Genomic DNA, 24,912 nt, shown 5'->3' with positions numbered 1-24,912 from the left:
ACCTCGGCCCCAAGAAACACATATATCCCCTGTGGGAGCGAGCTTGCTCGCGATAGCGGTGGGTCAGTTGCAATGAGGTTGAGTGAACGGCCGTCATCGCGAGCAAGCTCGCTCCCACAGTGTCTTGGGCTGGCCTCAGCTTTGTGCATGCCGCTGATGTTCATCAGCGAGTGCCTCCTTCGACCGGCACCGCCTTGATCACCGCCCTGGGCATCTGCGGCCCGGCAGGCGGCGTTCCCGGGATCGCCCTCGCCGAGGCCGGCAGTTGCGGGGCCTGCATGTCCGGCATTGCCCAGCTGCGATCCGGTTGCAGCAGGCCCTGGGCGCGGCGCATGAAGTCGTAGCGGTTGAGGGTGATGCCGCGTCCCGCCGCGGTGTCGCGGATGATGTAGGGCCGCAGGAACACCATCAGGTTGGTCTTGGTGATCTGCCGCCGTTCGTTACGAAACAGCGCGCCGATCCCGGGAATCGTCGACAGCCACGGTACCGCGTCGTTGCTCTGGCTGTAGCCATCCTGCAGCAACCCGCCAAGGACCATGATCTGCCCGTCGTCGAGCAGGATGCTGGTATCGATGGCGCGCTTGTTGGTGACGATACCCGTGGTGCTCGAGGCGCGATTATCGACGCTGCTGACCTCCTGGTAGATGTCGAGCTTGACCGTCCCGCCTTCGGAAATCTGCGGCCGGACATTGAGCTTCAAACCCACCTCCTCGCGGGTCACGGTCTGGAACGGGTTGTTGCTGGTGCCGCCCCCGCCCGTGACGTAGCTACCGCTGACGAAGGGAATGGTCTGGCCGACGAAAATGCTCGCCGCTTCGTTGTCCAGGGTCAGCAGGTTCGGCGTCGACAGCACGTTGGTGCCGCCCTTGCTCTTCAGGGCCCGGGCCAGGACCTTGAGGTCGAGGATCTTGCCGATGCCGGGAATGTCCACGGTGCCGTTGACCACGCCGAGGTTCAGGCCCTGGGGCAAGACATCGATGCTGGTCTTGCCGTTGAGGTTGAGCCCGGTGCCGCCGAGATTGACCCCGCCGATCACCCCGCTGCCACCGAGGTTGCCGGTCTGCCATTGCACGCCGAATTCGCTGGCGTCGTCCTCGCCGACCTCGACGATCAGGCTCTCGATCACCACTTGGGCGCGACGCTGGTCCAGCAGGTCGATGACTTCCCGCAGGTTGCGGTACAGCGGGTCCGGCGCGGAGATCAGCAAGGTGTTGGTGGTGGCGTCGGCCTGGATGGTGACACCGCCGGCACTGAAAGCAGTGCTCTGTTCGTTTTTCGTCGACGCGGAGGTTGTCCCGTTGCTGCCCTGGGCGTAGCCGTTGCCGCTGGTCGACGCACTGCCGCTAGTGGTGCTGCCGGTGCCATCGCCACTGCTGCCCTGCCCACTCTGTCCGTTGGTATTGGCGCCCATGCCACTGAGCACCGAGCGCGAGTTGTCGTTGCCCTCGCCTTCACTTTCCCCGGTGAGCAAGCCGCGCAGGGCCTGGGCCAGTTTGCCGGCCTGGGCGTTGCGCAGGTACACCACGTGCAGGTTGCTCGGGTTGTTCTGAGCGTTGTCGAGCTTGTAGATCAGGTTGCGCGCCAGCTCCGTGCGCTCGGGGCTGCCGGCGCGGATGATGATGGAATTGGAGCGCGGATCGCCGATCACGTTGATCTTCTGGGTCTGGTCGCCGCCCTGGGTTTCCAGCAGGTCAGAGACCATTTGCGCGATGTCGACGGCGATGCCGTTGTGGATCGGCACCACATCGGTGTCGATGGCACTCGGGGTGTCGATGCCTTCGATGAGCTGCGCCACCCGCGACAGGTTTTCGGCGTAATCGGTGACGACAATGGTGTTGTTGCCCGGGTAGGCATTGATCGGGTTGTTCGGCGACACGATCGGGCGCAGCACCGGGATCAGGTTCACCGCGTTTTCGTATTGCAGGCGGAAGGTGCGCGTCAGCATGCCGTTGCCGGCCGGTTTGTCGGCGCTGTAGATCGGCCCACCCAACAGCTTGGCATCGGCCTCCGGCACCACCTGGGCCACGCCCCCCACGTCTACCACGCTGAAGCCTTGCATGCGCAGCGCGGCCAGCAGCATGTCGTAGGCCTGGTGAGCCGGGACCTCGCCTTCGGAAACCAGCGTCAGGTTGCCCTTGACCCGCGGGTCCACCAGGAACTGTTGGCCGGTGGAACGGGACAAGGCCCGCACCACCGCCTGGATATCCGCCTCGACGAAATTCAGCGTCACCGGTTGATCCCCCAGGGGCGTGCGCGCCGGCGCATTGCTGCGGGGCTCTCGGGCACGGGCGGTGAGATCGACCTGATGCCGCACCGCGGGCTTGCGTTCACGCAGGTCCTGGGCCCGCTGGCGATCGAGCAATGCATCGCCGCTACGCTGGGTACTCCCCAATGGAATACCCAACTCGCTGTCCACCAGCAACGGTGGCTGCGACGCGGGCGGCGTGCTGTTGCACGCACTCAACGCCAGCAACAACAGTGGCGCGGCCTTGCGCCAATGACGTGGGTATCGGGCCCCTTTCATGAAGCTTCCTTAGCGCTTTGCGCCTGATCCATGCGAACGGTTCCGGACAGTGTGCCGGCGCTGTTGTCGAGGTAGTCGTGGTTATCGGGATTGGCAAGGGCGGTGCGCTGCAAACGGGCCTCGATCACCTCCAGGGAAAATTGCCGTGGATTGCCCAGCAGCCAGCTGATGACCGCCTCCGCCGGGGCCTGCTCGAACGTGAGCTGCCAGGCGCCGGGGCGCTCGGTACCGGGCGCTTGCAATTGGTAGTGCTGGCTCAAGCCGCTGGCGTCCAGGCTCTGGCGCAAGGCGGCTTCGAGGGGTTGGTCTTGCGCCGGCCCAGCGACGTCACGCAACAGTACTTCGAGGGCCTCGGTCTGGGATCGCAGCTTCGGGGTTTCGGCTTGCCAGTAAGCGATGGTCTTGAGCGGTGGCTGGATCAGCGCGAGCCAGACCAGACAGCCGCCCAACACCAGCGCAGCCAGAGCCACGGCGGCTTGTTCGCGCACGGCAAGCCCCTGCCAGAACGTGCGCAAACGCGTGCGAAAGGTTTGCCAACGGACCCGCGCCAGTGCCAGGGAGTGCTTATTCATCGTCGGTGTCCGGGGTTTCGTCGGAGGCGTCCTGCGTACCCTGGCCGGCCGCGGCCACCCGCAGGCGCCAGCCCTGGTCGACGGCGGCGACGTCGATGCCGGCCTGGGCCAGGGGGATTTTCCAATCCTCTTCGGCGGCGGTTTTCTGCGCCTCGGCCACGACAGTCAGGCGCAACTCACCGTTCTCGAACACCAACGCCTGGACATTGCCGCTCATGAACGGCATGGCGCTGCCCGCCTGCTGCACCAGGCTGGCAAAGCGTTGGGCCGGATCGGTCGCCGCACCGCTCTGGCGCGCAGCGATTTGCTGGCGTGCCTGTTGCAGCGGGTTGAGGATCACTGGCAACTCGGGAAACGCCTGTTTCACCCGCTGGCTCATCTGTGCCTTGAGCCGTTGGCCCTGGGCCGCTTCGCGGGCGGCATAGAGGTTCAACCCGACCACCCACACCGCCAGCGCTGTCGCGCAGATCGCCACCGCCCGACCCCAACCACCGCGCTCGACGGCGTTGCGTGCCAGACCGGCATGCAAACCCCAGCCCGGTGCCGGGCCAGTCCAGCGCTGGCTTTCAGCCAAGGTGTCGAGGGAAGATTTGGGCGGCGCGGCGCCGATCCAATGCAGCCCAGCCCCCGTTTCCAGTAGCCACTCGTCCAGCGCCTCCTCCTGCAACGGTTGCACCACAGCGTGTTGCAGGCCATGGCGCACCAGCAGATGGTCGTCCTCGATGCAGGCCACCGGCCCGGACAGCACCGGCAAGGCGTAGGCCGCCGAGTAGAGGCCGCGCAGTTTCATGCCGGCCTGGTGCACAAGCCGCCCCAGATTGACGAGGGATTCACGGTCCAGCCAGGCGATCTGCACCTGCCCGTCAATGTCGCGCGGGCTATGGGCCACCTGCATGTGTTCGCTGGCTCCGAGCATCAGGGCCTGGGCCGCGCACGTCACCGCTGCGCTGATCTTGGCCGCCGGCAACAGCGGCAACTCCAGGCGGGTCAACACGCTGTCGCGGGGATGAAGGAAACACTCCACCGAAAGGTTTTTACCCCGCTGGCCCAACGCCCGAAGGCTGCTGCGGCCTTGCTCGCGGACCTGGCCCTGGCGATCCAGCCAGGCAAACGCCAGCGGGCTGTCGAGGTCCAGGCTGCCCAGCGGCGCCAGGGCGATGCGCAAGCGCGTCATACCCCCACCCTTGACCAGATCACCTGGGGCAAGCGGTCCTCGGTGCGTTGCAGCAAAGCGTCCAGCTCGACCCGCCGCTGACCACTGCGCGCCTGACCCCGCAGGCGGAACCAGTCGCTGGTGATGCCGACCTTGACGCTGGCGGTCTCCAGCTCCGGCATGCGCAGGCGATTGACGAAATCCCCGCGGTTGATAAACCAGTGGCCGCCGTCGCGCTCCCTGACCAGTGCCTCGGCCCGTTGCAGCGACAGCCCCGGCACGTAGGCGGCCAGCACCGGGGCACTGGCGGTGTTGCCATTGAGCCAGGTGTTGGTGGGCAGGATCGTCACGTAAGGCGCCAGTGTGTCCAGTAACCGCGTGGTGACGCCTTTGACGCTGCGCAAGTCTTGCAAGGTGCGCAGCATCGGCCGCGTCGGGGCGAGCGGCGTATTGTCGGCCTGTGGCGACGTTTCGCGGCCACTGTTGAAGGTATTGGCCTTTGGCGCCTGGTCCACCCGCTGCGGATTCAACAGGCGCGGATAGGCCTCGACCACCCTTTCGACGATACGCGTGCGGACCGTCGCGGCCACGCCCAACTGCTGACACAGGCGTTCGAAGGCGCGCATTTGCTCCTCGTCCACGCGCTCATTGGCGACGAGGTTGCGCAGGTTGAACTTGCCTTGCTCATCTTCCAACTGGCCTTCGAACGGTGTGTCGATCTGGCCTGAACCCGGTATCACGATGGGTTTGGCCCAGGGTTGGCCGAAGCGCGTCAGTGGATCGCTCTGGCGGGCATCCCGGAGCAACTGGCGACTCAGTTGCAGGCCGCCCTGCAACCGCGCCGTGCCCTGGACACGCAACTGCTCGGCCTCCAGGCTGCGAGTGAACAGGGTCTGGCGGGTCAGCATGCCGCCGGCGATGACCGCCACCACGGCGGCGATCAGCAAGGCACTGATCACCGCCATGCCGCGCTGCTTCGCCGCGAGGGGCGAATCCGTCCGCATCACGGCCCTTACAACTGCCAGGAGCCAATGTCGGCATTCACGCCGTCGCCATCAGGCTGGCCGTCGGCCCCCAGGGAAAAGATATCGACTTCGCCGTTGGCACCGGGGTTGAGGTAGTTGTAGGGGCGGCCCCATGGGTCGTTGGGCAGGCGCTCGAGGTAGGAGCGCCAGGTGCCGTTCTTCGCATCGGCCGGTTTCTCCACCAGCACCTTGAGGCCCTGGTTCATGCTCGGATAACTGCCGTGGTCCAGACGATACAGCTTCAAGGCTTGCATCAGGCCGCCAATGTCCTGTTTCGCCGCCGTTGCCCGCGCCTGGTCGGGACGGTCGAGGACCTTGGGCACCACCATCGCCGCCAGAATGCCGAGGATCACCACCACGACCATGATTTCGATCAGGGTGAAACCCCGCTGCCCGCGAGGGCCTTGGGAACGGGCGTTGTAACGGGCGATCTGCATCTCGACGGTCCTTCGCTGGATTCGATTCGAGGCGCAGTGTTGCAAGAAAATATGTCAGTGATATTGAAATTGCTCAGGAGCTTGCGTCGTCAATCGGTCACGAACGCCGGCTACCCTTGAAGGCTGCCCTCGCACCCGAGCCCGCGCCATGCCACGCCCTGCTCCGCAAGCCGGCTTCACCCTGATCGAAGTGCTGGTGGCCCTGGCGATCATCGCCGTGGCCATGTCGGCCGCCGTGCGCGTGGCGGCGGTGATGACCCAGAGCAACGGCCTGCTGCGGGACAAATCCATCGCCCTGCTGGCCGCTCGCAGCCAACTGGCGCAGTTGCGCCTGGAAGGCCGTTTTGCCCAGGGTTCCAAAGTGTTCGAATGCGACCAGGGGCGCTTGCTGCTGCGCTGCGAACAGACCCTGCGCCCGGCGGAAAACGGCCGGCTGCTGCGGGTTGAACTGAGCGTGTCGGACCGCAGTCGCGAAGCACCGCCGCTGGCTCGGCTGGAGACGTTGGTCAGCCGGGAAAAATAAAGGCAGACCCCCCCCTGTGGCGAGGGAGCTTGCTCCCGCTGGGTCGTGCAGCGGCCCCAAAATCTTGCGGTTGCTGCGCAACCGAGCGGGAGCAAGCTCCCTCGCCACAGAGGTTCAGCGCTGATTTTCGGGGCGTGTCAGGGACGGCAAACTCACCGAATCCGGCAACCGGGCCAGGACCAACCGGGTCTGCTCATTGCCACGTTCGATGACCACCGCCTGCGCCTCGATCGCCACCAGCCGTACGCCCTGGGCCACGCGTTCACCCACCAGGAAACTGCGCGGCGGCCCGTCGTTGAGGCTGAGGATCGCCACGGCGGCGTGGGTGCCGGCCAGCACGCCGCTGACCTTGATGTCCACCGGTGCCGGCTGGTTGGAGAACCATTGCAACGCAGGGTTATCGGAACGCTCGGCCATGCGCTGCGGAGCGACGTCCGGCGTGCGCGACTCGGCCGACGTGAGCAGCAGCGAAGACCAGGTCGCCACCCCGGCCAACGCCGCCAACAAGCCCACGACCTGGACGATTTGCGCCGGGGACACACGCTCGATGAACGCCATGGCCTGAATCTCCTTTTTTTGATTCCAACTTGCAGCGTACGCGTCAATTCTCTCCGTTTTATTTCACATCCCTATCATCTTCACCGTGCAGGATGACGCTCACGCAAAGGAGCGCACATGAACCTCGGCAAGCAACGCGGTTTTACCCTGATCGAATTGATGGTGGTGCTGGTGATCATCGGCATCGCCAGTGCCGCCGTGAGCCTGAGCATCAAGCCGGACCCATTGAAGTTGCTGCGCCAGGATGGCGAACGGCTGGTGCAGCTGTTGCAACTGGCCCAGACCGAAGCACGCACCGACGGGCGGCCGATTACCTGGCGCTGGGATGCCAAGGGCTTTGGCTTCAGTCGCCGCGCGGACCGGGGCACCGGGGTCGATCGCTTCGAGGACGACCCGCAACTGCGTCGACGTCGCTGGCAGAGTCCGTCGATGGAAGTGCGCGTGGAACCCAGGCAGCGGGTCGTGTTGAATGCCGAATGGATCGACGAACCCTTGCAGATCCGCTTGTCGGACGGCCAGAACAGTCTCACTGTGCAACGCAGTGCCGCCGGGCGGGTGCAACTCCAATGAGCGCCCGGGAGAAAGGCTTCACCTTGCTGGAGGTGATGGTGGCGATCCTGCTGATGGCGGTGGTCAGCCTGATCGCCTGGCGCGGGCTGGATAGCGTGACCCGTGCCGACAGCCATTTGCAGGCCAGTACCGAGCAGACCGAAGCGCTGCTGCGGGTGTTGAACCAACTGGAGCGCGACGTGGCCCTGCGCGCCAGCATCGAGCTGAGTGAACCGGTCAAACCCGGCGTCGACGACCAGCCCTCGAGCGCCCCGCCCGCCCTCACCGTGCGCAGCACCGAAGGTCGGGGCTTTCGCCTGGATGTGATCCGCGTGGCGGCGGCCCAGGAAGGCGAGCTGCAACGGGTGCGCTGGTGGCTCAAGGGCGACACGCTTTACCGCGCCCAGGGCCAGGCCCGCAACCGCTACCCCCTGCCCGCACCCGGCCCGGGCGTGGCCGTGCTCAGTGACGTCAGCGACGCCGGCCTGCGGTACTGGGACACGGAAAAAGGCTGGCGCAAACTCAGTGGCAACCGCCAGGAAAACCCGACAGGCATCGAGGTCAGCCTGACTCGCCAGACACCTCAGGGGGCCGAAACGTATCGACAGGTGCTGGGGCCGCTGGATTAGCGCGCGATAGCGGTGGGTCTTTCAAGGATGATGTCGAATGTACCGGCCCCATCGCGAGCAAGCTCGCTCCCACAGGGTTACCCGGTGAGCTCAAGATTTGGGCACTACACAGGGCCCCTTGTGGGAGCGAGCTTGCTCGCGAATAGCGGTGGGTCTGTCAAGGATGATGTCGAATGTACCGGCCCCATCGCGAGCAAGCTCGCTCCCACAGGGTTAACGGGTGAGCTCAAGATTTGGGTACTACACAGGGCCCCTTGTGGGAGCGAGCTTGCTCGCGAATAGCGGTGGGTCTGTCAAGGATGATGTCGAATGTACCGGCCCCATCGCGAGCAAGCTCGCTCCCACAGGGTTACCCGGTGAGCTCAAGATTTGGGTACTACACAGGGCCCCTTGTGGGAGCGAGCTTGCTCGCGATGAGGCCCGCCAGGCACCGCCGGCCTCAGCTCAGCACCACCACTCCACCCGGCAATTCGGTGCATTTGGCGCCGTAGGCATCGCGGATCAACAGCGCCACGCCCGCCAATTGGTCAAGGCGAAACCGTGCCTGGACCTTGCGCTGGCCCAGTTCGCGGTTGAGCAGCAGCAACATGCCGGGACGGTAGCGGTTGATTTCATCGATGACGCTGGCCAGGGTCGCGTCATTGAACACCAGGACCTGCTCACGCCAGGCAATGGCGGCCGACACATCGGCACGCTTGGGCGCGCCCACCTGGTGAGGGTCGTAAGTCAGTTGCATGCCCGGTTCCAGGCGAAACCGCTGGCCTTGCACTTCGACCTGCACCACGCCCTCCAGGCAGGTCGCGCAGACGCTCTGGCCGGTGTAGCGGATGTTGAAGCGTGCCCGGGCGGCGCTGATCCAACCGGTGCCGGCGTGGACGCTGATCACCTGGGCACTGCGCCCCTGCACTTCAATTTCGCCACTGAGCAATTCCAATCCTTGCCCGCCATCGGCCAGGGCGCGACGGCTGAGACGGGTCTGGGTGTTGAGTTCCAGGCTGACGCCCTCGACCCATTCCACTCGGCGCTGTTCGCCGACGTCGGTGATGTAGTCGGCCCCCAGCCCGGAAACACCGCCGGGCACCGTGGCGCGGATCAGCAGGAAGGCCGCCGATGCCGCGAGGGCGCCACCCAACAACGCCCGACGGCCGAAATGCCGAGGCGCCTGCAACGCGGCGGCGGCGGGTTGCAGCCCATGCCACAGCGCCTTGGCCTGTTCAAAGGCCTGCGCATGTTCGGGACTTTGCCCGCACCACAGGCGCAAGGCCCGGGCATCGGCCACGGTGGCGCGCCCCGAGGTCAGCAGGATCAGCCAATCTCGGGCCTCGCTGGCCAATCGGGCCTGGGGCGTGGCATCAGGGGAAGCGATGCTGAAGATGTTCAAGCGCACACACACTCATGAAAGGGTCGGGTCTCTACTCTCAAGACGGTTTTCCCGCGCCGGGACCGAACCGCTGAATGACTTTTCTTTCCAGGCGCAGGGCGCAATGCCCCAGCGCCGCCTTGATTTCCTTTTCCACCATGCGCGTGGAAATACCGAAGCGCTGGGAGATTTCCAAGTGCGGCGCTTCTTCCAGGCGGGCGGCGATGAAAATCCTGCGACGGCGCGCCGGCAGTTCGTACAAGGCCTTGAGCAAGGTCTGCAACTCCTTCTGCCCACCGACCACCCGCGCCGGGTCCAGGGACTCATCCGAGACCTGCAGCAATTCCTCGATTTCATCGCCCGTGAGCAAGCGCGCATCGGCCTGCCGACGGTCGGCGGCGATGTTCAGGGCCATGCGATACAGATAGGCATTGGGCTGGGCGATGTCCGGCGTGTCGACCATGCGATCGACCCGCAGGTAGGTTTCATGCAGCACGTCGTTGGCCAGTTCCTCGGAGCCCAGGCGCCTGCGCAGGCGCACCCTGAAATCCTCATAGGAGGTGAGAAACAACTTCACCAACGGGCTGCGACCGATGTCTTTCATCGCCCGGACACCCCTTCCCCTGTCATGCATTCCATGCTTTTTCCTGATGAGTCGGGTAACAAAAGCAGGGTCACCGGCTGGCGCAACGAACTGGGCGCCGGACGGTCGATCCTGAGGTTCTGCAAACTGTTGACCAAGGCCTTGTCCCGCATCAGGTCGCCCGTGGAACTGACCAGGCGGCTGTGCTGGACCACACCGTCCCGGCCGATCCACACTTGCAGCACCGCCCGAAAACTGCCCGGGCGGGTCAACGGTGAACGACATAAATTGCGCTGGATGACCGTCTGGATGGCTGCCGCGTAGTTGCTGTCACTCAAGCCCGGGGTGACGCCGGCAGGCAGCGGCACCTCGCGGACCCGCACCGGCTGCAACGTGAACGCATCCGCCCGGGCATAATGCGCCGCCAGCCCGGTACCGCTGAGCAACACCCGCAATCCTTCGGAGGGGGGAAACCGTCCCTGCACACCCAGCGTCTGGCGCTGGCTCGACAGCTGGTGATCCACCAGCACCGCCATACCCGTCGCACGACTGAACTGCTCCAGCGCCGTGGTCAGTTCCTGGGGCGCGATGTCCAGGTCCACCAGGCCCACCGCCTGGATCGGCCCAGCCAGCAGACACAGCAACACCATCAGCCACCCCAAAGGCGCCCTGGTCAATCCACGTCCGCGTCCGCCCCCGGCTCTGCCCTGCTGCACGACTGACGTATCCGTTGAAAATCGTCATCCTGAGGGGTGTTTATGAATGTCGTATGACAACTGATACAAATCCTCCAGGCCGCACTAGACTGATGCCCTGACAACGCACCGTCCGCTGCGACGGGCCAGGAGGTCGGAGATGAAACAGTGGATGAACATGATGGCAGGCCTCGGGCTGTTCATGGCCTTGCCCTGGGCCCAGGGCGAAGAAGCCCCGGCCTGTATCGAGGTGACTGTGGGGGGTTACAAGACCCCCGACTACAACTGCCTGAGTCGGCAGATGGGCAACGACCCCCAGGCCGCGAAGGCGGCGCAACGGGCCCAGGACGCCATGAACGTGCCGGTCAACGAACGTGCACCGAACAGCATCGGCCTGGCCACCCCGGCGGCCACGGGGGTGCGCATGGGCAATACATTCGGCACTTCGGTCAAGCCCCAGCGGCCGCCGACGCCCGCCGACAATTAACCTTTGCCCAACATCAAACCGCGTTATCGTTCATCGCGAGCAAGCTCGCTCCCACATTGATCCGGGAGAAACACAAAACTCCTGTTCAGACCCACCCCATGTGGGAGCGAGCTTGCTCGCGATAGCGGCCTGCCAGGCGCTAAACGACTGAAAACTCAACCCCCCGGACTCTGGCGAAAACTCACCGCCAGCCGGTTCCAGCTATTGATGGTGCTGATCGCCAGGGTCAGGTCCACCAGTTCCTCCTCGCTGAAGCAGGCCCGGGCCTGGGCATAGACGTCATCGGGCACCTGGCTTTCAGCCAACAGCGTCACCGCCTCGGTCCAGGCCAGGGCGGCGCGTTCGCGAGCCGTGAAGAAACCGCTGTCGCGCCATACCGCCAGCGCGTAGAGCCGCCGCTCGGTCTCGCCCTGGCGTCGAGCCTCCACCGAATGCATGTCGGTGCAGAAGGCACAGCCATTGAGTTGCGAGGCGCGGATCTTGATCAGGTGCAGCAGCGCCGGTTCGATACTCAGGCGACTGGCCAGGGCTTCCAGGCCGATCATGGCTCGCATCGCCCCGGGGGATGCGGTGTAGTAATCCAGACGCGGGCTCATGGCGGGCTCCGTGGCATTCGAGACCTTCACGGTAGGCCCTGGTGCCGGGCAATGACAGGTCCAATTCGGCGAAAAAACCGGGGACAAGTCCAATGGACGGGATTTTCCCCACGCAATTTCTATGCAGTCGCACAATGCGGGTAATCTTGCGCCTTTGACGCTGGCCACCGAACAATCGCCCAGGAGCTCGCGGGTATGGAACTTCATGTTGTCATCAACGGCCGCAAGGACCTGTCGGGCCAGTTGTATCAACAATTGCGCAGCGCCATCGAGAGCGGTCGCCTGGCCGCCGGTACCCAACTGCCGCCCAGTCGCCTGCTGGCCGAGCAACTGGGTGTCTCGCGCAAGACCGTCTCCGACACCTACGCCCAACTGACCTACGAGAACTTCCTCACTGGCATCATCGGCAAAGGCACCTACGTCAATGCGCGACCGGCCAAAGTCGTGCGCAAGCAAAGCCACCGCGAGCTGGCCGGTGCCGACGTCGTCGAGGCCTGGCGCACCATGCCGGACCTGATGCGCCACCCCACCCTCGAAGGTGCGTTGCGCTACGACTTCATCGGCGGCGCCACCGGCAAGGGCCAGTTTCCGCTGGACGACTGGCGGCGCTGCACCGCCCACGCGCTGCGCCAGATCGCCAGTGCCAAGGGTTTCTACAGCCAGCCCGAAGGCCTGCCGTCGCTGCGCAATGCCATTGCCCGGCACATCGCCTTTTCCCGCGGGGTCAATTGCCAGGACGAGGACGTCGTGGTGTGCAACGGCGCGCAACAGGCCCTGGACCTGATCTCGCGGGTGTTGACCCGTCCCGGCAGCCTGGTGGCCATGGAAGATCCGGGTTATCCGCCGGCGCGCTTGCTGTTCGGCTCCCAGGGCGCCACGGTGGCTGGGGTGCCGGTGGACGAACAAGGCATGCGGGTAGACCTGATCCCCGACGGCACGCGGCTGATTTATGTGACGCCCTCCCACCAGTTCCCCCTGGGCATGCCCATGAGCCAGGCCCGCCGCGAGGCCTTGCTGGCGCGGGCCTATGAGCTGGGGGCGATCATCATCGAAGACGACTACGACAGCGAATTCCGCTACGAAGGCCGGCCCGCCGATTCGTTGCAGAGCCTGGATGAGCGCGGGATCGTCGCGTACGTCGGCACCTTCTCCAAGACCCTGTTGCCGGAGCTGCGGCTAGGCTACGCGATCCTGCCGCCAGCGATCCTTGAAGCGGTGATCCTGGCCAAGCGCCTCACCGACCAGCACACCTCCACCCTGCCCCAATGGGCCCTGGCCAAGTTCATCGCCGAGGGCTGCCTGCTCAAGCACATCCGCCGCTGCCACACCCTGTACGCCGGGCGCCGCGAGCGGATCCTGGCGCGCATGGCCGGGGACTTGTCGCCCTGGTTCGAGGCCGTGCCCACCACCGCGGGTTTTCATATGGCCGTGCTGTGCAAGGTCCCGGTGGACCTGGCGCTGGTGATCGAGCTGGCGAAAAAAGCCGAGGTCGGGCTCTACAGCCTCGACGGTTTTTTCAATGATGTGCCCGTACGGCCGGGCCTGTTTTTCGGTTTCGGCGCAATCGAAACCCTCGACATCGACATCGCCCTCGACCGTTTGCGCGACATTCTGCAGCAGGTGGCCTGAGGATTGGACTGGGCATTTATCCGCCCATTGGCTGTTTGAGGCTCGCGCCGCCAGGCCTATCCTGCACGGGTGTCATTACTCGTGAACACCTCCGTCCGACTTGATTCAGGAGTCTGAAAAATGTCTCGCCAAGTGATCAATACCGTACAGGTGCAAGCCGCCGCCGGGCGCTCGGAAGATCTGGGCCGGCAATTGCAGCAGATCGTCGAAACCCTGCGCGCCCTGCCAGGCTGCGACGCCTACATGGTCGACCGTTGCCCGGACGATGGCGACCGCTGGAACGTCAGCGCCCGCTGGCAATCGGAGGCGGCCATGCAAGCCCACTTCAACTGTCCGGAAGTGCAAGGTTTCATCAGCCTGATCGACAACCGCCTGGCTCGAAGCGTGGATTTCAATAGTTTTCCGATTGTCTGAGCGCTCTTGACCTGTGGCGAGGAAGCTTGCTCCCGCTCGGCTGCGCAGCAGTCGTAAACCGGCTGATGCAGTCTGCCTGGACAGTGGCGGCGTTCCGGTTGGGGCGGCTTCGCCACCCAGCGGGAGCAAGTTCCCTCGCCACGGGGGTACGGGCCAGCCTGATGGAAATTTGCCACCCAACCATTGGTCTACCCACCTTCCGAAAGATTGGACGTTTGCTTGCCCCACCCTGGGGCTTAGGGTGAACCCATCGCCGCGACAGCGCGAAATCACTCGAAATCACCAAGGTCCATGCCCCATGAAAACCCTCTATCTGATCGCCGCCCTCAGCCTGCTGCCCGTTACCCATGCCTACGCCCACGAAGCCGCGCCTTCGGAGAAGGTCACGGTGTTGCAGGAACAACGGCTGAAAAACGTTCCAGGCAAAAAAACCATGATGCTGACCGTCAACTATGCCCCCGGCCAAGCGTCCATTGCCCACAAACACGAAGGCACGGCCATGGCCTATGTGCTGGAAGGCGCCATCACCTCCCAGGTCAAAGGCGAGCCGGCGAAGACCTACAAGGCCGGGGAATTCTGGTATGAAGCGGCGGGTTCCGAGCACCTGGTGTCGAAAAACGCCAGCACGAGCCAACCGGCGAAATTGCTGGTGTTCATGGTGATGGGAGAGGATGAAGCGGTGTTGATACCGCTGAAGAACTAACAGTCGCACTACAAGCCATCCTGTGGGAGCGAGCTTGCTCGCGATGGCGGTGTATCAGTCAAGCTCAATGTCGCTGACCCACCGCTATCGCGAGCAAGCTCGCTCCCACAGGGGTCCACAGTGAATCTTTAAAGCCAAAAAAAAGCCCCGCATCTCTCAATGCGGGGCTTTTTCATTCAACGCCGGATCAGTCGGGCAACACGACCGACTGACCACTCAACGCCAGGTCCAGCAATTCGCGGTTGGCGACCGCGTACATGGCGTAGTCGGTACCGCTGGCGGCACGGATGTCCACCAGCATGGCGCGCCAGCGCTCGACCATTTCGTGATGCTGTTCAAGCCACAGCGCCAGGCGGGTTTCCACGTCCTGGGAACCGTCGCCCTCTTGCAGGACCGAGATGGTGATCGCCCGTTGCTGCCAGTCGATGTCATCGCGGAACGCTTCACGGGCCAGTGCTTGCCAGTTGTTTTCCACCGGCAGTGCGCTGATCTGTTGCAGGTACCAGGTGATGTCCAGGGCACTGCCCACGGCGAAGTAAGCCTTGGCCACATCGGCGGCGTTCTGGCCGGTGACGTCGGACGCCTCGATGATCGGCAGCAAGGTGTACAGGTGCGTGGTGCCGGCAACCATGCGCGCCAGCAACTCCGGCACGCCGGCGGCCACGTAGGCCTGGTAACGGGTCTGCCAGCCTTCGCGGGTCGGACCTTCCAGCAGTTCGTCGAGCTTGAGGCCCAATGCGGCCAGATGCGGACCGAAGTGAGCGACGTCACGGGCAGCGTTCTGCTCGTTGCGACGGCTGCGCAGGAACCAGCGCGTGGCGCGACGCCCCAGGCGCATCAGCTCGTCCATCAGCTCCAGTTGCACGTCGGCCGAGACCTGGTGATCCAAGGCTTCGATCTGCCGGAACCAGTGCGGGAGGTGGAAGATATCGCGCACGATCACATAGGCACCCGCCACGTTCGCCGGGCTCATGCCCGTCGACTCCTTGAGCCGTTGAACGAAGGTGATGCCCATGTGGTTGACCAGGTCGTTGGCGATCTGGGTGCTGACGATCTCGCGCTTCAGGCGATGGCGACGCATGGCCTCGGAGAACTTGCTCACCAGTGTCGGCGGGAACGCGGTTTCCATGTCACGGGTCAGGTAATCGTCGTCCGGTACCAGGGAGTTGAGCAGCGCTTCCTTGAGGTCGATCTTGCTGTAGGAGATCAGTACCGACAGTTCGGCACGGGTCAGGCCGTGGCCCGCCGCGACACGTTCGGCCAGTTGCTCTTCAGTCGGCAGGAACTCGATGGCGCGGTCCAGCTTGCCCCGGGCTTCCAGATCGTTCATCAGGCGCTTGTATTCGGCGATCCGCACGAAGGCGCGGCGTGCCGCCAGGGACAGGGCCTGGGTCTGCTTGTAGTTGTTGCCCAACACCAGGCCACCGACTTCGTCGGTCATGCTCGCCAGCAACTGGTTGCGCTGCTTGTCGGTCATGTCGCCGGCCTGCACCACTTCGTTGAGCAGGATCTTGATGTTCACTTCATGGTCGGAGCAGTCCACGCCGCCCGCGTTGTCGATGAAGTCGGTGTTGGAGCCGCCACCATTGAGGCCGAACTCGACGCGACCCAATTGGGTCATGCCCAGGTTACCGCCCTCGCCCACGACCTTGCAGCGCAGTTCGTTGCCGTTCACGCGCAGCGCATCGTTGGCCTTGTCGCCGACATCGGCGTGGCTTTCGGTGCTGGCCTTGACGTAGGTGCCGATACCGCCGTTCCACAACAGGTCCACCGGCGCCTTGAGCAAGGCGTTGAGCAACTCGGTCGGGGTCAGTTTGTCGGCCGTGATGTCGAAGCGTTCTTTCATCTGCGGCGAGATGGCGATGCTCTTCGCGCTGCGCGAGAAGATACCGCCGCCTTCGGACATGATGCTGGTGTCGTAGTCGGTCCAGGCCGAACGCGGCAGGTCGAACAGGCGCTTGCGCTCGGTAAAGCTGTTGGCGGGCTCCGGGTTCGGGTCGATGAAGATGTGCAGGTGGTTGAAGGCCGCGACCAGTTGCAGCTTGTCGGACATCAACAAGCCGTTGCCGAACACGTCGCCGGCCATGTCGCCGACGCCCACCACGGTGATGCTGTCTTCCTGGACATTGATCCCGCGCTCGCGGAAGTGGCGCTGCACGCCGACCCACGCGCCCTTGGCGGTGATGCCCATTTTCTTGTGGTCGTAGCCGGCCGAACCGCCGGAGGCGAACGCATCGCCCAGCCAGAAGCCGTAGTCGATAGCAATGCCGTTGGCGATGTCGGAGAAGGTCGCCGTGCCCTTGTCCGCGGCGACCACCAGGTACGGGTCATCGTCGTCATGACGCACGACGTTGGCCGGCGGTACCAGCGCGCCGTCCTTCAGGTTATCGGTGATGTCCAACAGGCCCGAGATGAAGATGCGGTAGCAAGCAATGCCCTCGGCCGCGATCTCGTCCCGGCTGCCGCCCAGCGGCAGGCGACGTGGCAGGAAACCACCCTTGGCGCCCACCGGCACGATCACCGAGTTCTTCACTTGCTGGGCTTTTACCAGGCCCAGCACTTCGGTGCGGTAGTCTTCTTCACGGTCCGACCAGCGCAGGCCACCGCGGGCAACGTTGCCGAAGCGCAGGTGCACGCCTTCGACCCGTGGCGAGTAGACGAAGATCTCGAACTTCGGTACCGGCTTGGGCAGTTCCGGGATCAGGTGCGGGTTGAACTTGAAGCTGAAGTAGGACTTGTTCTGGCCGTTGGCGTCGGTCTGGTAGAAGTTGGTCCGCAGGGTGGCCTTGATCAGGTCCAGGTAGCGACGCAGGATGCGGTCTTCGTTGAGCACCTGGACGTCGTCCAGGGCCGAGAGGATCGCCTGCTCCAGGCGCAGCTGCTTGTCTTCCAGGTCATCGCCGCTGAGCTTGCGCGCCAGGTAGAAGCGGGTCTTGAACAACCGGGTCAGTTCGCGAGCGATGTCAGTGTGGTTGTTCAGGGTGCTGGCGATGTAACCCAGGTCGAAGCCCAGGCGGATCTGCTTCAGGTAACGGGCGTAGGCACGCAGCAGCGCCACGTCGCGCCATGGCAGGCCGGCGGTCAGCACCAGGCGGTTGAACGCATCGTTCTCGGCATCGCCACGCACGATGTGGACGAAGGCGTCCTGCAAGGTGTCGTTGAGTTGCTGGATGTCCAGGTCCAGGCCTTCGGCGGCGGTGAACGCGAAATCATGAATCCAGAACTCGCGGCCGTTGGTGTGGCGCAGGCGATACGGGAATTCACCCAGCACGCGCAGGCCGAGGTTTTCCAGGATCGGCAGCACGTCGGACAGCGCCAGCGGCGTGTCGGCGTGATACAGCTTGCAGTGCAACTCGCGCTGGCCGGAGACCTGGCCCAGCGGCTGGTAGAAGCTCATGACCAGCGGGTTCTTTTCGTTCAGGTTCAGCAGGTGTTGCATGTCGACCACGGCCGAGTGCGCGGCAAAGCGCTCGCGGTAGCCGGCCGGGAAGCCTTTCGGGAAATCCGACAGCACGTTGGTGCCCTGGGCTTCGCCGAAGCTTTCGATGACCAGGCTGGCGTAGTCGTCCTTCCAGCTGCGGCAGGCCTGCACGACTTCTTTTTCCAGCAGCAGCGGGTCGATGTCCAGGCGATTCTTCGGGTCCACCCGCAGGATCAACTGCACACGGGCCAGTACGGATTCGGAGAAGAAGGTCCAGAACTCGCAGTCCGAGGCCTTCAGGCGATCCATCAGCACTTGCTGGATCTTCTGGCGCACTTCGGTGGAATAGATGTCACGTGGCACGTAGGCCAGGCAGTAGCAGAAACGGCCATACGGGTCTTTGCGCAGGAACACGCGGATCTTGTTGCGTTCCTGGATCTGCACGATGGACATGACAGTGCTGAACAGCTCGTCCACCGGGGTCTGGAACAGGTCGTCACGGGGCAGCACTTCGACCACCTGGGCCAGTTCCTTGCCCAGGTGCGCCTTGGCCTGGAAGCCCGAGCGGCGCTCGATTTCCGCGACCTTGCGACGGATGTACGGGATGACCCGCACGCTCTCGCCATACACCGAGGAGGTGTACAGGCCCATGAAACGGGATTCCTTGATGACCTTGCCGCTGGCGTCGATTTCGCGGATCGACACATAGTCCGGGTAGGCCGGACGGTGCACGCGGCTCGGGTGCGCGGCCTTGGCGAACGACAACAGCGTCGGTTCGCGCAGGTAGGCGACGGCGTAGTCTTCGATGCGCAGGTCTTCGGCGGTCAGGCCGGCGCGCAGCAATTTGGTCAGGCCGAGGAACGAGTCGGGATCGTACTCGATGTGACCGCCGTCGGCCTCGTCGCGCACCACGAACTCTTCGTAGCCCAGGAAGGTGAAGTGGTTACCCACCAGCCATTCCAGGAAGCTCTTGATCTCGCTCTTTTCATCAGCGTCGATGGCGTAGGCGCTGCTGTCCAGGCTGTCGAGGATTTCCTGGACCTTGGCTTTCATCGGTTCGAAATCGGCCACGGCCACGCGCACTTCGCCCAGCACTTGCTCAAGTTCCTTGCTCAGGACGTTGAGTTCGGCGGCGTTGGCGCAGCGATCGATTTCCAGGTACATCAACGACTCTTGCAGGATGTCGTCGCCCTGGGTGCCTTTTGGCAGGATTTCCAGCAACTCGCCCTTGCTGCCGCGACGCACGCTCAGCACAGTGGTTTGCAGGGTATGGATGCTGTAGCCGCGACGGTTCAGCTCGGTGCGGACCGAGTCCACCAGGAACGGCAGGTCGTGGTGCAACACTTCCACGGCCGTGTGGGTCGACTGCCAGCCGTGGCGTTCGTAATCGGGGTTGTAGACGCGCACCTGCGGTTGCGTGTGATCGAAGCGCTCAAGCAGGCGCCAGGCAGACAGGGTGCAGCCGGCGAGGTCGGACAACCGGCGCTGGGTAAGTTCATCGAGGGAAATGATGCCGAAGAATTGTTCAGCGAACAGCGCCACTTGTGGCAGTGCCTGTTCACTGATGTGCTGCGCCAGTGCCGCTTGCAGTTGGTGCTGGAAGTCGGCTTTGCTGGCTGCGGTGAAGAACGCCATCTGTGGTACTCCGCTTGGGCTTGTTATTGATTGAAGCGTCGCGTGCAACCCCTGCGGGGCTGTCGGCCATCCCGTTCCTGATTCTCGGGCAGAGGAAACAGGATGACAGGTGGGTGAAGCTGGACAGGACCCGCAGGTCACATCCTTTTCCATGTAATTTCATGCCATGGACACCTGCAAAAACCACCCAGGGGTGGCCTTGGCAGGTGCACATCCGTTGCGCAGCTTAACGAGTGCGACAACCTGCCTGCTTGCAGCGCTGCGACATATTCGGTCATCGGCTAGCTAAACAGCCGGTACGCACCGAACAACCCTAGCAGGCTGGGGGCCAAACGGCACCCCGAGGCGGTAAACCAGCAGAAAATCCTTCGGGCTGGCAGAATCCACTTTTCGCACCCCGCAGGTGCACTCGATCCTGGAGCCATCACCATGCAAATGACCACCGCCCTTCTGATCGCCAACCCGTGTGATGAAGAAGAAGACAACATGGCCATGCTCTGCTGCCACAGCGCCCAGGGCGAAATGTTCCTGATGACGCGCTACCCCGACGAAGACGAACTGGAAATCGCCCTCGATGGCGAACCCTCGACCCTGGAGGGCGTAAAGGTGACGCTGAGCCCAACCTTGCTCAGGATCGAAATCGCGGCGGCGGACGCCGATGCGCTCAATGGCGATGATGTGCTGGAAATCAGTCACAACAGTGATGCGGCGGACCTGGAAGAAGTGGAGTTGACCTTGCAGAACATTCTCCGGGGTACAGGGACCTATGTAAGGCAGGCCTGACGCCAGCGTTTTCATGGACGCCATCGCGAGCAAGCTCGCTCCCACAGGAATGGCGTCGTTCACCAATGTGTACAAGTCACCAGTGTGGGAGCGAGCTTGCTCGCGATGGCGGTGGCTCAGCTTGCATAGAAAGTGAGCGTCATCTCCAAACCGCTCACGACGTGGCAACCGTCGGTCGCTCTCGTATCGAGACGCCCTTGACGGGCGACGGCGTTCTGAGGTTTCCTGAAACCGGTTTCAGAACCGCTGAACAACTCTAATAAGCAGGTTTCTATCCGTGACTTCTTTCTCCGCCGCCCAGCGCAACCGCGTGACCATGCTCGACGTCGCCGAACGCGCCGGGGTCTCCAAGGCCAGTGTCTCGCGTTTCATTGGCGAAGACCGGGCCCTGCTCTCCGAGGCCATCGCCCGGCGCATCGAGCAGGCCATCAGCGAGCTGGGCTACCGGCCGAACCAGATGGCCCGCGGCCTCAAGCGTGGGCGCACACGCCTGATCGGCATGCTGGTGGCCGATATCCGCAACCCTTATTCGATTGCCGTGATGCATGGCGTGGAAACCGCCTGCCGTCGCCATGGCTATAGCCTGGTGGTGTGCAACACCGACCGCGACGACGAGCAGGAACGCCAGCACCTGGCGCTGCTGCGCGCCTACAACATCGAAGGGCTGATCGTGAACACCTTGGGTCACCACCGTGACGAACTGTTCGAACTGCGCAGCGAAATGCCCCTGGTGCTGGTGGATCGCAAGGTCGATCGGCTCGACAGCGACCTGGTCGGGCTGGACAACCCGGCGGCCATCGAAATGGCCCTCGATCACCTCGAACAACGGGGCTACCGCGATCTGTTGCTGGTGACAGAACCGTTCGACGGCACCAGTTCGCGAATCGAGCGGGTCGAGAGTTTCAAGGCTGGTATCCAACGGCGGCCTGCCCTGGCCGGCACCGTGGTGGAAACCTCTGATCAGTTGACCACGCGTATCAAGGCCTTTCTTGCCCAGCCTGGCCAGGGCCCCAAGGCGTTGTTCTGCGCCAATGGCATTGCCGCCCTGGCCGCCACGACGGTGTTGCGCGAACTGGGTTGCCGCTTGTTCGATGACGTGGGCCTGATCGCCCTCGATGACTTGGATTGGTACCCCTTGGTGGGCAGCGGCATCACGGCCCTGGCCCAACCGACAGCGCAGATCGGCGCCAGCGCTTTCGAATGCCTGCTCAAGCGCTTGCGCGGTGACAACGGGCCGGTGCGGACCCTGGATTTTGCGGCGCGGTTGATTGAGCGTGGGTCGACGCTTGGGAATGGTCGGTGATGGTGAGGGCCCTATCGCGAGCAAGCTCGCTCCCACACGGGATCTGTGGCGCACTGAAGATCCCTGTGGGAGCGAGCTTGCTCGCGATAGGGCCCTGAAGCACACCCCCTTTTTTTGAACGCTTTTTTTTGAACCCTTTTTTTGAACAGAACTGAAACCGGTTTCAGAGGTACAACAACAATGCACAACCCACCCGTTTCCATCAGCCTTTCCAGCTACGGCGCCGACCTGGTGCGGCAGCATGGCCAAGGCCGTTTCATCGATCTGTTGGCCGCCGCCGGTGCCTCGCGCATCGAATGGCGCGAAGAATTGCTCACCACCGAACAGCCCGCTGAACTGGCCGCCGCTGCCCGGGCCCAGGGGCTGCAGAGTATTTTTTCGTCACCCCTGGAACTGTGGCTCGCCGGCCAGTCCAGGCCCAACCCCGCCCTGGCGCTGGCCCTGCAACGCGGCGAGGCGTTCGGTTCGACCTGGCTGAAAGTCTCCCTCGGGCATTTCACCGACTCCAATGACCTGTCGGCACTGGCCCAGGTGCTCGCCGCCAGCCCGGTGCAACTGCTGGTGGAAAACGACCAGACCTTGCAGGGCGGGCGGATCGAACCGTTGCAACGGTTCTTCACCGCGGTGGAGCACCAGGGGCTGCCCGTCGCCATGACCTTCGACATTGGCAACTGGCAATGGCAAGACCAATCGGCCGCCGTGGCCGCCCGACAGCTCGGGCGGTATGTGGCGTATGTGCACTGCAAGGCCGTGGCCCGGCGCGCCGACGGCAAACTCGTCGCCGTGCCTCCGGCCGTGACCGACCTGCACGAGTGGGAACAACTGCTCAAGCACATGCCCGCCGGCGTGATGCGCGCCGCCGAATACCCGCTGCAAGACGATGACCTGCTGCAATTGACCGCCCGCCATGTCGCCACCCTGTCCCGCCTCGGGCAATCGCGCCAGGAGCCTGCCCATGTCTGAATTCGATGTGTTGTCGTTCGGCGAAACCATGGCCATGCTGGTGGCGGATCAGCGTGGTGACCTGGCCAGCGTCGATCAGTTTCACAAGCGCATTGCGGGGGCCGACAGCAACGTGGCCATCGGCCTGTCGCGGCTGGGCTTCAAGGTGGCGTGGCTGAGTCGGGTCGGCGCCGATTCCCTGGGGCGCTTCGTGACGCAGACCCTGGAAAGCGAGGGCCTGGATTGTCGCCACGTGGCGGTCGACCCGGAGCACCCCACCGGCTTCCAGTTCAAGTCCCTTACCGTCGATGGCAGCGACCCGCAAGTCGAGTATTTCCGGCGCAGCTCGGCGGCCAGTCATCTGTCGGTCGGCTCCATCGCACCTGCACTACTTGACGCCCGTCACGTGCACGCCACCGGCATCGTCCCGGCGCTGTCGAGCACGGCCCGCGAGATGTCCTTTGAATTGATGAGCCGTATGCGCGCGGCCGGCCGCAGCCTGTCGTTCGACCCTAACCTGAGGCCAAGCCTATGGGGCAGCGAGTCGACGATGATTACTGCAATCAATCGCCTCGCCGCCCTCGCCCACTGGGTCTTGCCGGGGCTCGGCGAAGGCCGGCTGCTGACCGGCTTCGACGACCCGGCCGACATCGCCGCGTTCTACCTGGACCAAGGTGCCGAACTCGTCGTGATCAAGCTCGGCGCGGACGGCGCCTATTACCGCACGGCGTTGGACCAGGGCGTCATCCCCGGCGTGCCGGTGGCCCAAGTGGTGGACACCGTGGGCGCCGGTGATGGCTTCGCCGTGGGCCTGATCAGCGCATTGCTCGAAGGCCAGGCCATCACCGAGGCCGTGCAGCGCGCCAACTGGATTGGCAGCCGCGCGGTGCAGAGCCGTGGGGATATGGAAGGGTTGCCGACGCGCCTTGAGTTATTGGCTGAATTTGAAACCGCCAATCGCGAGCAAGCTCGCTCCCACATGGGATCGAGTTAACCCCCTGTGGGAGCGAGCTTGCTCGCGATAGAAGCCACCGCAAAACACACCTGCTGCAAACAAAAACAACAAGCTCAGGAGTCAACGACATGCAAACGCTCAACCTCGCCACCCGCCGCTGGTGGTACATCATGCCCATCGTCTTCATCACCTACAGCCTGGCCTACCTCGACCGGGCCAACTATGGGTTTGCCGCCGCCTCGGGCATGGCCAAGGACCTGATGATCACCCCAGGGCTTTCGTCGCTGCTGGGCGCCCTGTTTTTTCTCGGCTACTTTTTCTTCCAGGTCCCGGGGGCGATCTACGCGCAAAAGCACAGCGTGAAGAAGCTGATCTTCGTCAGCCTGATCCTCTGGGGTTCGCTGGCCACCCTGACGGGCGTGGTCTCCAACGCCTACTGGCTGATCGTGATCCGCTTCATGCTCGGGGTGGTCGAGGCCGCGGTGATGCCGGCGATGCTGGTGTACCTGTGCCACTGGTTCACCCGGGCCGAACGCTCGCGCGCCAATACCTTCCTGATCCTCGGCAACCCGGTGACCATGCTGTGGATGTCCGTGGTCTCGGGTTACCTGGTGCAGCGATTCGACTGGCGCTGGATGTTCATCATCGAGGGCCTGCCGGCGGTGCTCTGGGCCTTTGTCTGGTGGCGCCTGGCCGATGATCGCCCGGCCCAGGCCACGTGGCTCAGCGACCAGGAAAAACATGACCTGGAAAGTGCCTTGGCGGCCGAACAGGTCGGCATCAAGGCGGTGAAGAACTACGCCGAAGCCTTTCGCTCTCCCAAGGTGATCATCCTGGCGTTGCAGTTTTTCTGCTGGAGCATCGGCGTCTACGGGTTTGTGCTGTGGTTGCCGTCAATCCTCAAGGCCGGCCTGCAGATGAACATGGTCGAGGCCGGGTGGCTGTCGTCCTTGCCGTACCTGGCGGCGGTGATCGGCATGCTGGTGGTGTCCTGGGCGTCGGACAAGGCGCAGCAGCGCAAGCGTTTTGTCTGGCCGCCGCTGCTGATCGCCTCCATCGCGTTCTACGCCTCCTACCTGCTGGGGGCCGAGCACTTCTGGTGGTCCTATGGCTTGCTGGTGGTCGCCGGCGCTTGCATGTACGCGCCATACGGTCCGTTCTTCGCCATCGTTCCGGAAATCCTCCCGGCCAATGTCGCCGGCGGCGCCATGGCGTTGATCAACAGCATGGGCGCACTGGGTTCGTTCGGCGGCTCGTACCTGGTGGGCTACCTCAACGGCACCACCGGCTCCCCTGGCATGTCCTTCCTGCTGATGAGCGGCGCCTTGCTGCTGTCGGTCGTGCTGACGCTCGCCCTCAAGCCCGGCGCCAGCGACCGGACCGTCTCCCACCCCGCGACGCCGAGCCCGGCGCCCGCCCGTTCCTGAATCGAGACC

General features: G+C 64.0%; 23 protein-coding genes. 12 read left to right on the top strand and 11 right to left on the bottom strand.

Annotation, left to right across the window (positions count from 1 at the left end):
• Positions 1-163: 163 nt before the first annotated feature.
• From gspD to gspG, 5 genes are read right to left on the bottom strand one after another with little or no spacing between them, the layout of a single operon-like run.
• On the bottom strand, positions 164-2,524 hold the full coding sequence (gene gspD, locus J4E63_RS20740; RefSeq protein ID WP_207283186.1) for a type II secretion system secretin GspD: 2,361 nt from the start codon (positions 2,522-2,524) through the stop codon (positions 164-166).
• Entirely contained in the window at positions 2,521-3,096 is a 576-nt protein-coding gene (gene gspM / locus J4E63_RS20735; RefSeq protein WP_207283185.1) for a type II secretion system protein GspM, read from the bottom strand. Before gspM ends, gspD begins: the two co-directional genes overlap by 4 nt.
• Positions 3,089-4,270, bottom strand: coding sequence for a type II secretion system protein GspL (gspL, locus tag J4E63_RS20730; protein WP_207283184.1), 1,182 nt, complete (start codon positions 4,268-4,270; stop codon positions 3,089-3,091). Before gspL ends, gspM begins: the two co-directional genes overlap by 8 nt.
• Positions 4,267-5,253 carry a type II secretion system minor pseudopilin GspK gene (gspK, locus tag J4E63_RS20725; protein WP_207283183.1) on the bottom strand — a complete coding sequence of 329 codons (987 nt, stop codon included), beginning with the start codon at positions 5,251-5,253 and terminating at the stop codon, positions 4,267-4,269. Before gspK ends, gspL begins: the two co-directional genes overlap by 4 nt.
• An 8-nt stretch (positions 5,254-5,261) precedes the next feature.
• Entirely contained in the window at positions 5,262-5,711 is a 450-nt protein-coding gene (gene gspG / locus J4E63_RS20720; RefSeq protein ID WP_060742020.1) for a type II secretion system major pseudopilin GspG, read from the bottom strand.
• A 148-nt stretch (positions 5,712-5,859) separates the two neighbouring features.
• Here gspG and gspI point away from each other — a divergent pair, with 148 nt between their 5' ends.
• Positions 5,860-6,234 (top strand): type II secretion system minor pseudopilin GspI, encoded by a 375-nt coding sequence (gene gspI, locus J4E63_RS20715; protein ID WP_092198320.1) that lies wholly within the window; start codon positions 5,860-5,862, stop codon positions 6,232-6,234.
• Positions 6,235-6,348: 114 nt separating this feature from the next.
• Here gspI and J4E63_RS20710 read toward each other — a convergent pair whose 3' ends face one another.
• Entirely contained in the window at positions 6,349-6,792 is a 444-nt protein-coding gene (locus tag J4E63_RS20710) for a type II secretion system protein N (RefSeq protein WP_207283182.1), read from the bottom strand.
• A 117-nt stretch (positions 6,793-6,909) separates the two neighbouring features.
• Here J4E63_RS20710 and gspH point away from each other — a divergent pair, with 117 nt between their 5' ends.
• Positions 6,910-7,362: a type II secretion system minor pseudopilin GspH gene (gspH, locus tag J4E63_RS20705; RefSeq protein WP_207283181.1), complete on the top strand. Its 453-nt coding sequence runs from the start codon at positions 6,910-6,912 to the stop codon at positions 7,360-7,362.
• Positions 7,359-7,970 carry a type II secretion system protein J gene (locus tag J4E63_RS20700; RefSeq protein ID WP_207283180.1) on the top strand — a complete coding sequence of 204 codons (612 nt, stop codon included), beginning with the start codon at positions 7,359-7,361 and terminating at the stop codon, positions 7,968-7,970. The genes gspH and J4E63_RS20700 overlap by 4 nt, the downstream gene beginning before the upstream one ends.
• A 439-nt stretch (positions 7,971-8,409) precedes the next feature.
• Here J4E63_RS20700 and J4E63_RS20695 read toward each other — a convergent pair whose 3' ends face one another.
• Genes J4E63_RS20695 through J4E63_RS20685 form a run of 3 tightly spaced genes read right to left on the bottom strand, consistent with a single transcriptional unit; the run spans position 8,410 to position 10,563 of the window.
• Positions 8,410-9,351, bottom strand: a complete 942-nt coding sequence (locus J4E63_RS20695) for a DUF4880 domain-containing protein (protein ID WP_207283241.1) — start codon at positions 9,349-9,351, stop codon at positions 8,410-8,412.
• Between the two features lie 37 nt (positions 9,352-9,388).
• Positions 9,389-9,934, bottom strand: a complete 546-nt coding sequence (locus J4E63_RS20690) for a sigma-70 family RNA polymerase sigma factor (protein WP_207283179.1) — start codon at positions 9,932-9,934, stop codon at positions 9,389-9,391.
• Positions 9,931-10,563 (bottom strand): secretin and TonB N-terminal domain-containing protein, encoded by a 633-nt coding sequence (locus J4E63_RS20685; protein WP_092445044.1) that lies wholly within the window; start codon positions 10,561-10,563, stop codon positions 9,931-9,933. Before J4E63_RS20685 ends, J4E63_RS20690 begins: the two co-directional genes overlap by 4 nt.
• A 205-nt stretch (positions 10,564-10,768) precedes the next feature.
• Here J4E63_RS20685 and J4E63_RS20680 point away from each other — a divergent pair, with 205 nt between their 5' ends.
• On the top strand, positions 10,769-11,095 hold the full coding sequence (locus J4E63_RS20680) for a hypothetical protein (RefSeq protein WP_060742013.1): 327 nt from the start codon (positions 10,769-10,771) through the stop codon (positions 11,093-11,095).
• 155 nt (positions 11,096-11,250) lie between these two features.
• On the opposite strand, the gene J4E63_RS20675 is transcribed toward J4E63_RS20680, so the two are convergent.
• Positions 11,251-11,691 (bottom strand): carboxymuconolactone decarboxylase family protein, encoded by a 441-nt coding sequence (locus J4E63_RS20675; protein ID WP_207283178.1) that lies wholly within the window; start codon positions 11,689-11,691, stop codon positions 11,251-11,253.
• Positions 11,692-11,886: 195 nt separating this feature from the next.
• On the opposite strand from J4E63_RS20675, the gene J4E63_RS20670 reads away from it, so the two are divergent.
• The 3 genes from J4E63_RS20670 (at position 11,887) to J4E63_RS20660 (ending at position 14,437) form a co-directional block, all read left to right on the top strand.
• Positions 11,887-13,320, top strand: coding sequence for a PLP-dependent aminotransferase family protein (locus tag J4E63_RS20670; protein WP_092473724.1), 1,434 nt, complete (start codon positions 11,887-11,889; stop codon positions 13,318-13,320).
• 120 nt (positions 13,321-13,440) lie between these two features.
• Positions 13,441-13,734: a putative quinol monooxygenase gene (locus J4E63_RS20665; protein WP_103309747.1), complete on the top strand. Its 294-nt coding sequence runs from the start codon at positions 13,441-13,443 to the stop codon at positions 13,732-13,734.
• A 298-nt stretch (positions 13,735-14,032) separates the two neighbouring features.
• Positions 14,033-14,437 (top strand): cupin domain-containing protein, encoded by a 405-nt coding sequence (locus tag J4E63_RS20660; protein WP_207283177.1) that lies wholly within the window; start codon positions 14,033-14,035, stop codon positions 14,435-14,437.
• 187 nt (positions 14,438-14,624) lie between these two features.
• Here J4E63_RS20660 and J4E63_RS20655 read toward each other — a convergent pair whose 3' ends face one another.
• Positions 14,625-19,493, bottom strand: coding sequence for an NAD-glutamate dehydrogenase (locus J4E63_RS20655; protein ID WP_207283176.1), 4,869 nt, complete (start codon positions 19,491-19,493; stop codon positions 14,625-14,627).
• 429 nt (positions 19,494-19,922) lie between these two features.
• Here J4E63_RS20655 and J4E63_RS20650 point away from each other — a divergent pair, with 429 nt between their 5' ends.
• The 5 genes from J4E63_RS20650 to J4E63_RS20630 all read left to right on the top strand — a co-directional run bounded on the left by J4E63_RS20650 (position 19,923) and on the right by J4E63_RS20630 (position 24,903).
• The gene (locus tag J4E63_RS20650) at positions 19,923-20,276 is read left to right on the top strand and encodes a hypothetical protein (protein WP_060742007.1); all 354 of its coding nucleotides are present in this window, start codon (positions 19,923-19,925) and stop codon (positions 20,274-20,276) included.
• Between the two features lie 277 nt (positions 20,277-20,553).
• The gene (locus tag J4E63_RS20645; protein WP_310650714.1) at positions 20,554-21,579 is read left to right on the top strand and encodes a LacI family DNA-binding transcriptional regulator; all 1,026 of its coding nucleotides are present in this window, start codon (positions 20,554-20,556) and stop codon (positions 21,577-21,579) included.
• A gap of 180 nt (positions 21,580-21,759) precedes the next feature.
• Complete coding sequence (locus J4E63_RS20640) at positions 21,760-22,542, top strand: AP endonuclease (protein WP_207283175.1); 783 nt, start codon at positions 21,760-21,762, stop codon at positions 22,540-22,542.
• Positions 22,535-23,515, top strand: coding sequence for a sugar kinase (locus J4E63_RS20635; RefSeq protein WP_207283174.1), 981 nt, complete (start codon positions 22,535-22,537; stop codon positions 23,513-23,515). Before J4E63_RS20640 ends, J4E63_RS20635 begins: the two co-directional genes overlap by 8 nt.
• An 89-nt stretch (positions 23,516-23,604) precedes the next feature.
• Entirely contained in the window at positions 23,605-24,903 is a 1,299-nt protein-coding gene (locus J4E63_RS20630; RefSeq protein WP_207283173.1) for an MFS transporter, read from the top strand.
• The last annotated feature ends 9 nt before the right edge of the window (positions 24,904-24,912 follow it).

The sequence above is a fragment of the Pseudomonas sp. FW300-N2F2 genome, assembly GCF_017351655.1.
Classification (GTDB): domain Bacteria; phylum Pseudomonadota; class Gammaproteobacteria; order Pseudomonadales; family Pseudomonadaceae; genus Aquipseudomonas; species Aquipseudomonas fluorescens_AA.
The sequence above is the reverse complement of the archived record's forward strand: the minus strand, read 5'-3'. Positions and strand labels throughout refer to the sequence as shown.

Coding starts and splice junctions, on each gene's coding strand:
- gspD (WP_207283186.1), bottom strand. CDS start 2,524: ATGAAAGGGGCCCGATACCCACGTCATTGGCGCAAGGCCGCGCCACTG.
- gspM (WP_207283185.1), bottom strand. CDS start 3,096: ATGAATAAGCACTCCCTGGCACTGGCGCGGGTCCGTTGGCAAACCTTT.
- gspL (WP_207283184.1), bottom strand. CDS start 4,270: ATGACGCGCTTGCGCATCGCCCTGGCGCCGCTGGGCAGCCTGGACCTC.
- gspK (WP_207283183.1), bottom strand. CDS start 5,253: ATGCGGACGGATTCGCCCCTCGCGGCGAAGCAGCGCGGCATGGCGGTG.
- gspG (WP_060742020.1), bottom strand. CDS start 5,711: ATGCAGATCGCCCGTTACAACGCCCGTTCCCAAGGCCCTCGCGGGCAG.
- gspI (WP_092198320.1), top strand. CDS start 5,860: ATGCCACGCCCTGCTCCGCAAGCCGGCTTCACCCTGATCGAAGTGCTG.
- J4E63_RS20710 (WP_207283182.1), bottom strand. CDS start 6,792: ATGGCGTTCATCGAGCGTGTGTCCCCGGCGCAAATCGTCCAGGTCGTG.
- gspH (WP_207283181.1), top strand. CDS start 6,910: ATGAACCTCGGCAAGCAACGCGGTTTTACCCTGATCGAATTGATGGTG.
- J4E63_RS20700 (WP_207283180.1), top strand. CDS start 7,359: ATGAGCGCCCGGGAGAAAGGCTTCACCTTGCTGGAGGTGATGGTGGCG.
- J4E63_RS20690 (WP_207283179.1), bottom strand. CDS start 9,934: ATGAAAGACATCGGTCGCAGCCCGTTGGTGAAGTTGTTTCTCACCTCC.
- J4E63_RS20685 (WP_092445044.1), bottom strand. CDS start 10,563: ATGGTGTTGCTGTGTCTGCTGGCTGGGCCGATCCAGGCGGTGGGCCTG.
- J4E63_RS20680 (WP_060742013.1), top strand. CDS start 10,769: ATGAAACAGTGGATGAACATGATGGCAGGCCTCGGGCTGTTCATGGCC.
- J4E63_RS20675 (WP_207283178.1), bottom strand. CDS start 11,691: ATGAGCCCGCGTCTGGATTACTACACCGCATCCCCCGGGGCGATGCGA.
- J4E63_RS20670 (WP_092473724.1), top strand. CDS start 11,887: ATGGAACTTCATGTTGTCATCAACGGCCGCAAGGACCTGTCGGGCCAG.
- J4E63_RS20665 (WP_103309747.1), top strand. CDS start 13,441: ATGTCTCGCCAAGTGATCAATACCGTACAGGTGCAAGCCGCCGCCGGG.
- J4E63_RS20660 (WP_207283177.1), top strand. CDS start 14,033: ATGAAAACCCTCTATCTGATCGCCGCCCTCAGCCTGCTGCCCGTTACC.
- J4E63_RS20655 (WP_207283176.1), bottom strand. CDS start 19,493: ATGGCGTTCTTCACCGCAGCCAGCAAAGCCGACTTCCAGCACCAACTG.
- J4E63_RS20650 (WP_060742007.1), top strand. CDS start 19,923: ATGCAAATGACCACCGCCCTTCTGATCGCCAACCCGTGTGATGAAGAA.
- J4E63_RS20640 (WP_207283175.1), top strand. CDS start 21,760: ATGCACAACCCACCCGTTTCCATCAGCCTTTCCAGCTACGGCGCCGAC.
- J4E63_RS20635 (WP_207283174.1), top strand. CDS start 22,535: ATGTCTGAATTCGATGTGTTGTCGTTCGGCGAAACCATGGCCATGCTG.
- J4E63_RS20630 (WP_207283173.1), top strand. CDS start 23,605: ATGCAAACGCTCAACCTCGCCACCCGCCGCTGGTGGTACATCATGCCC.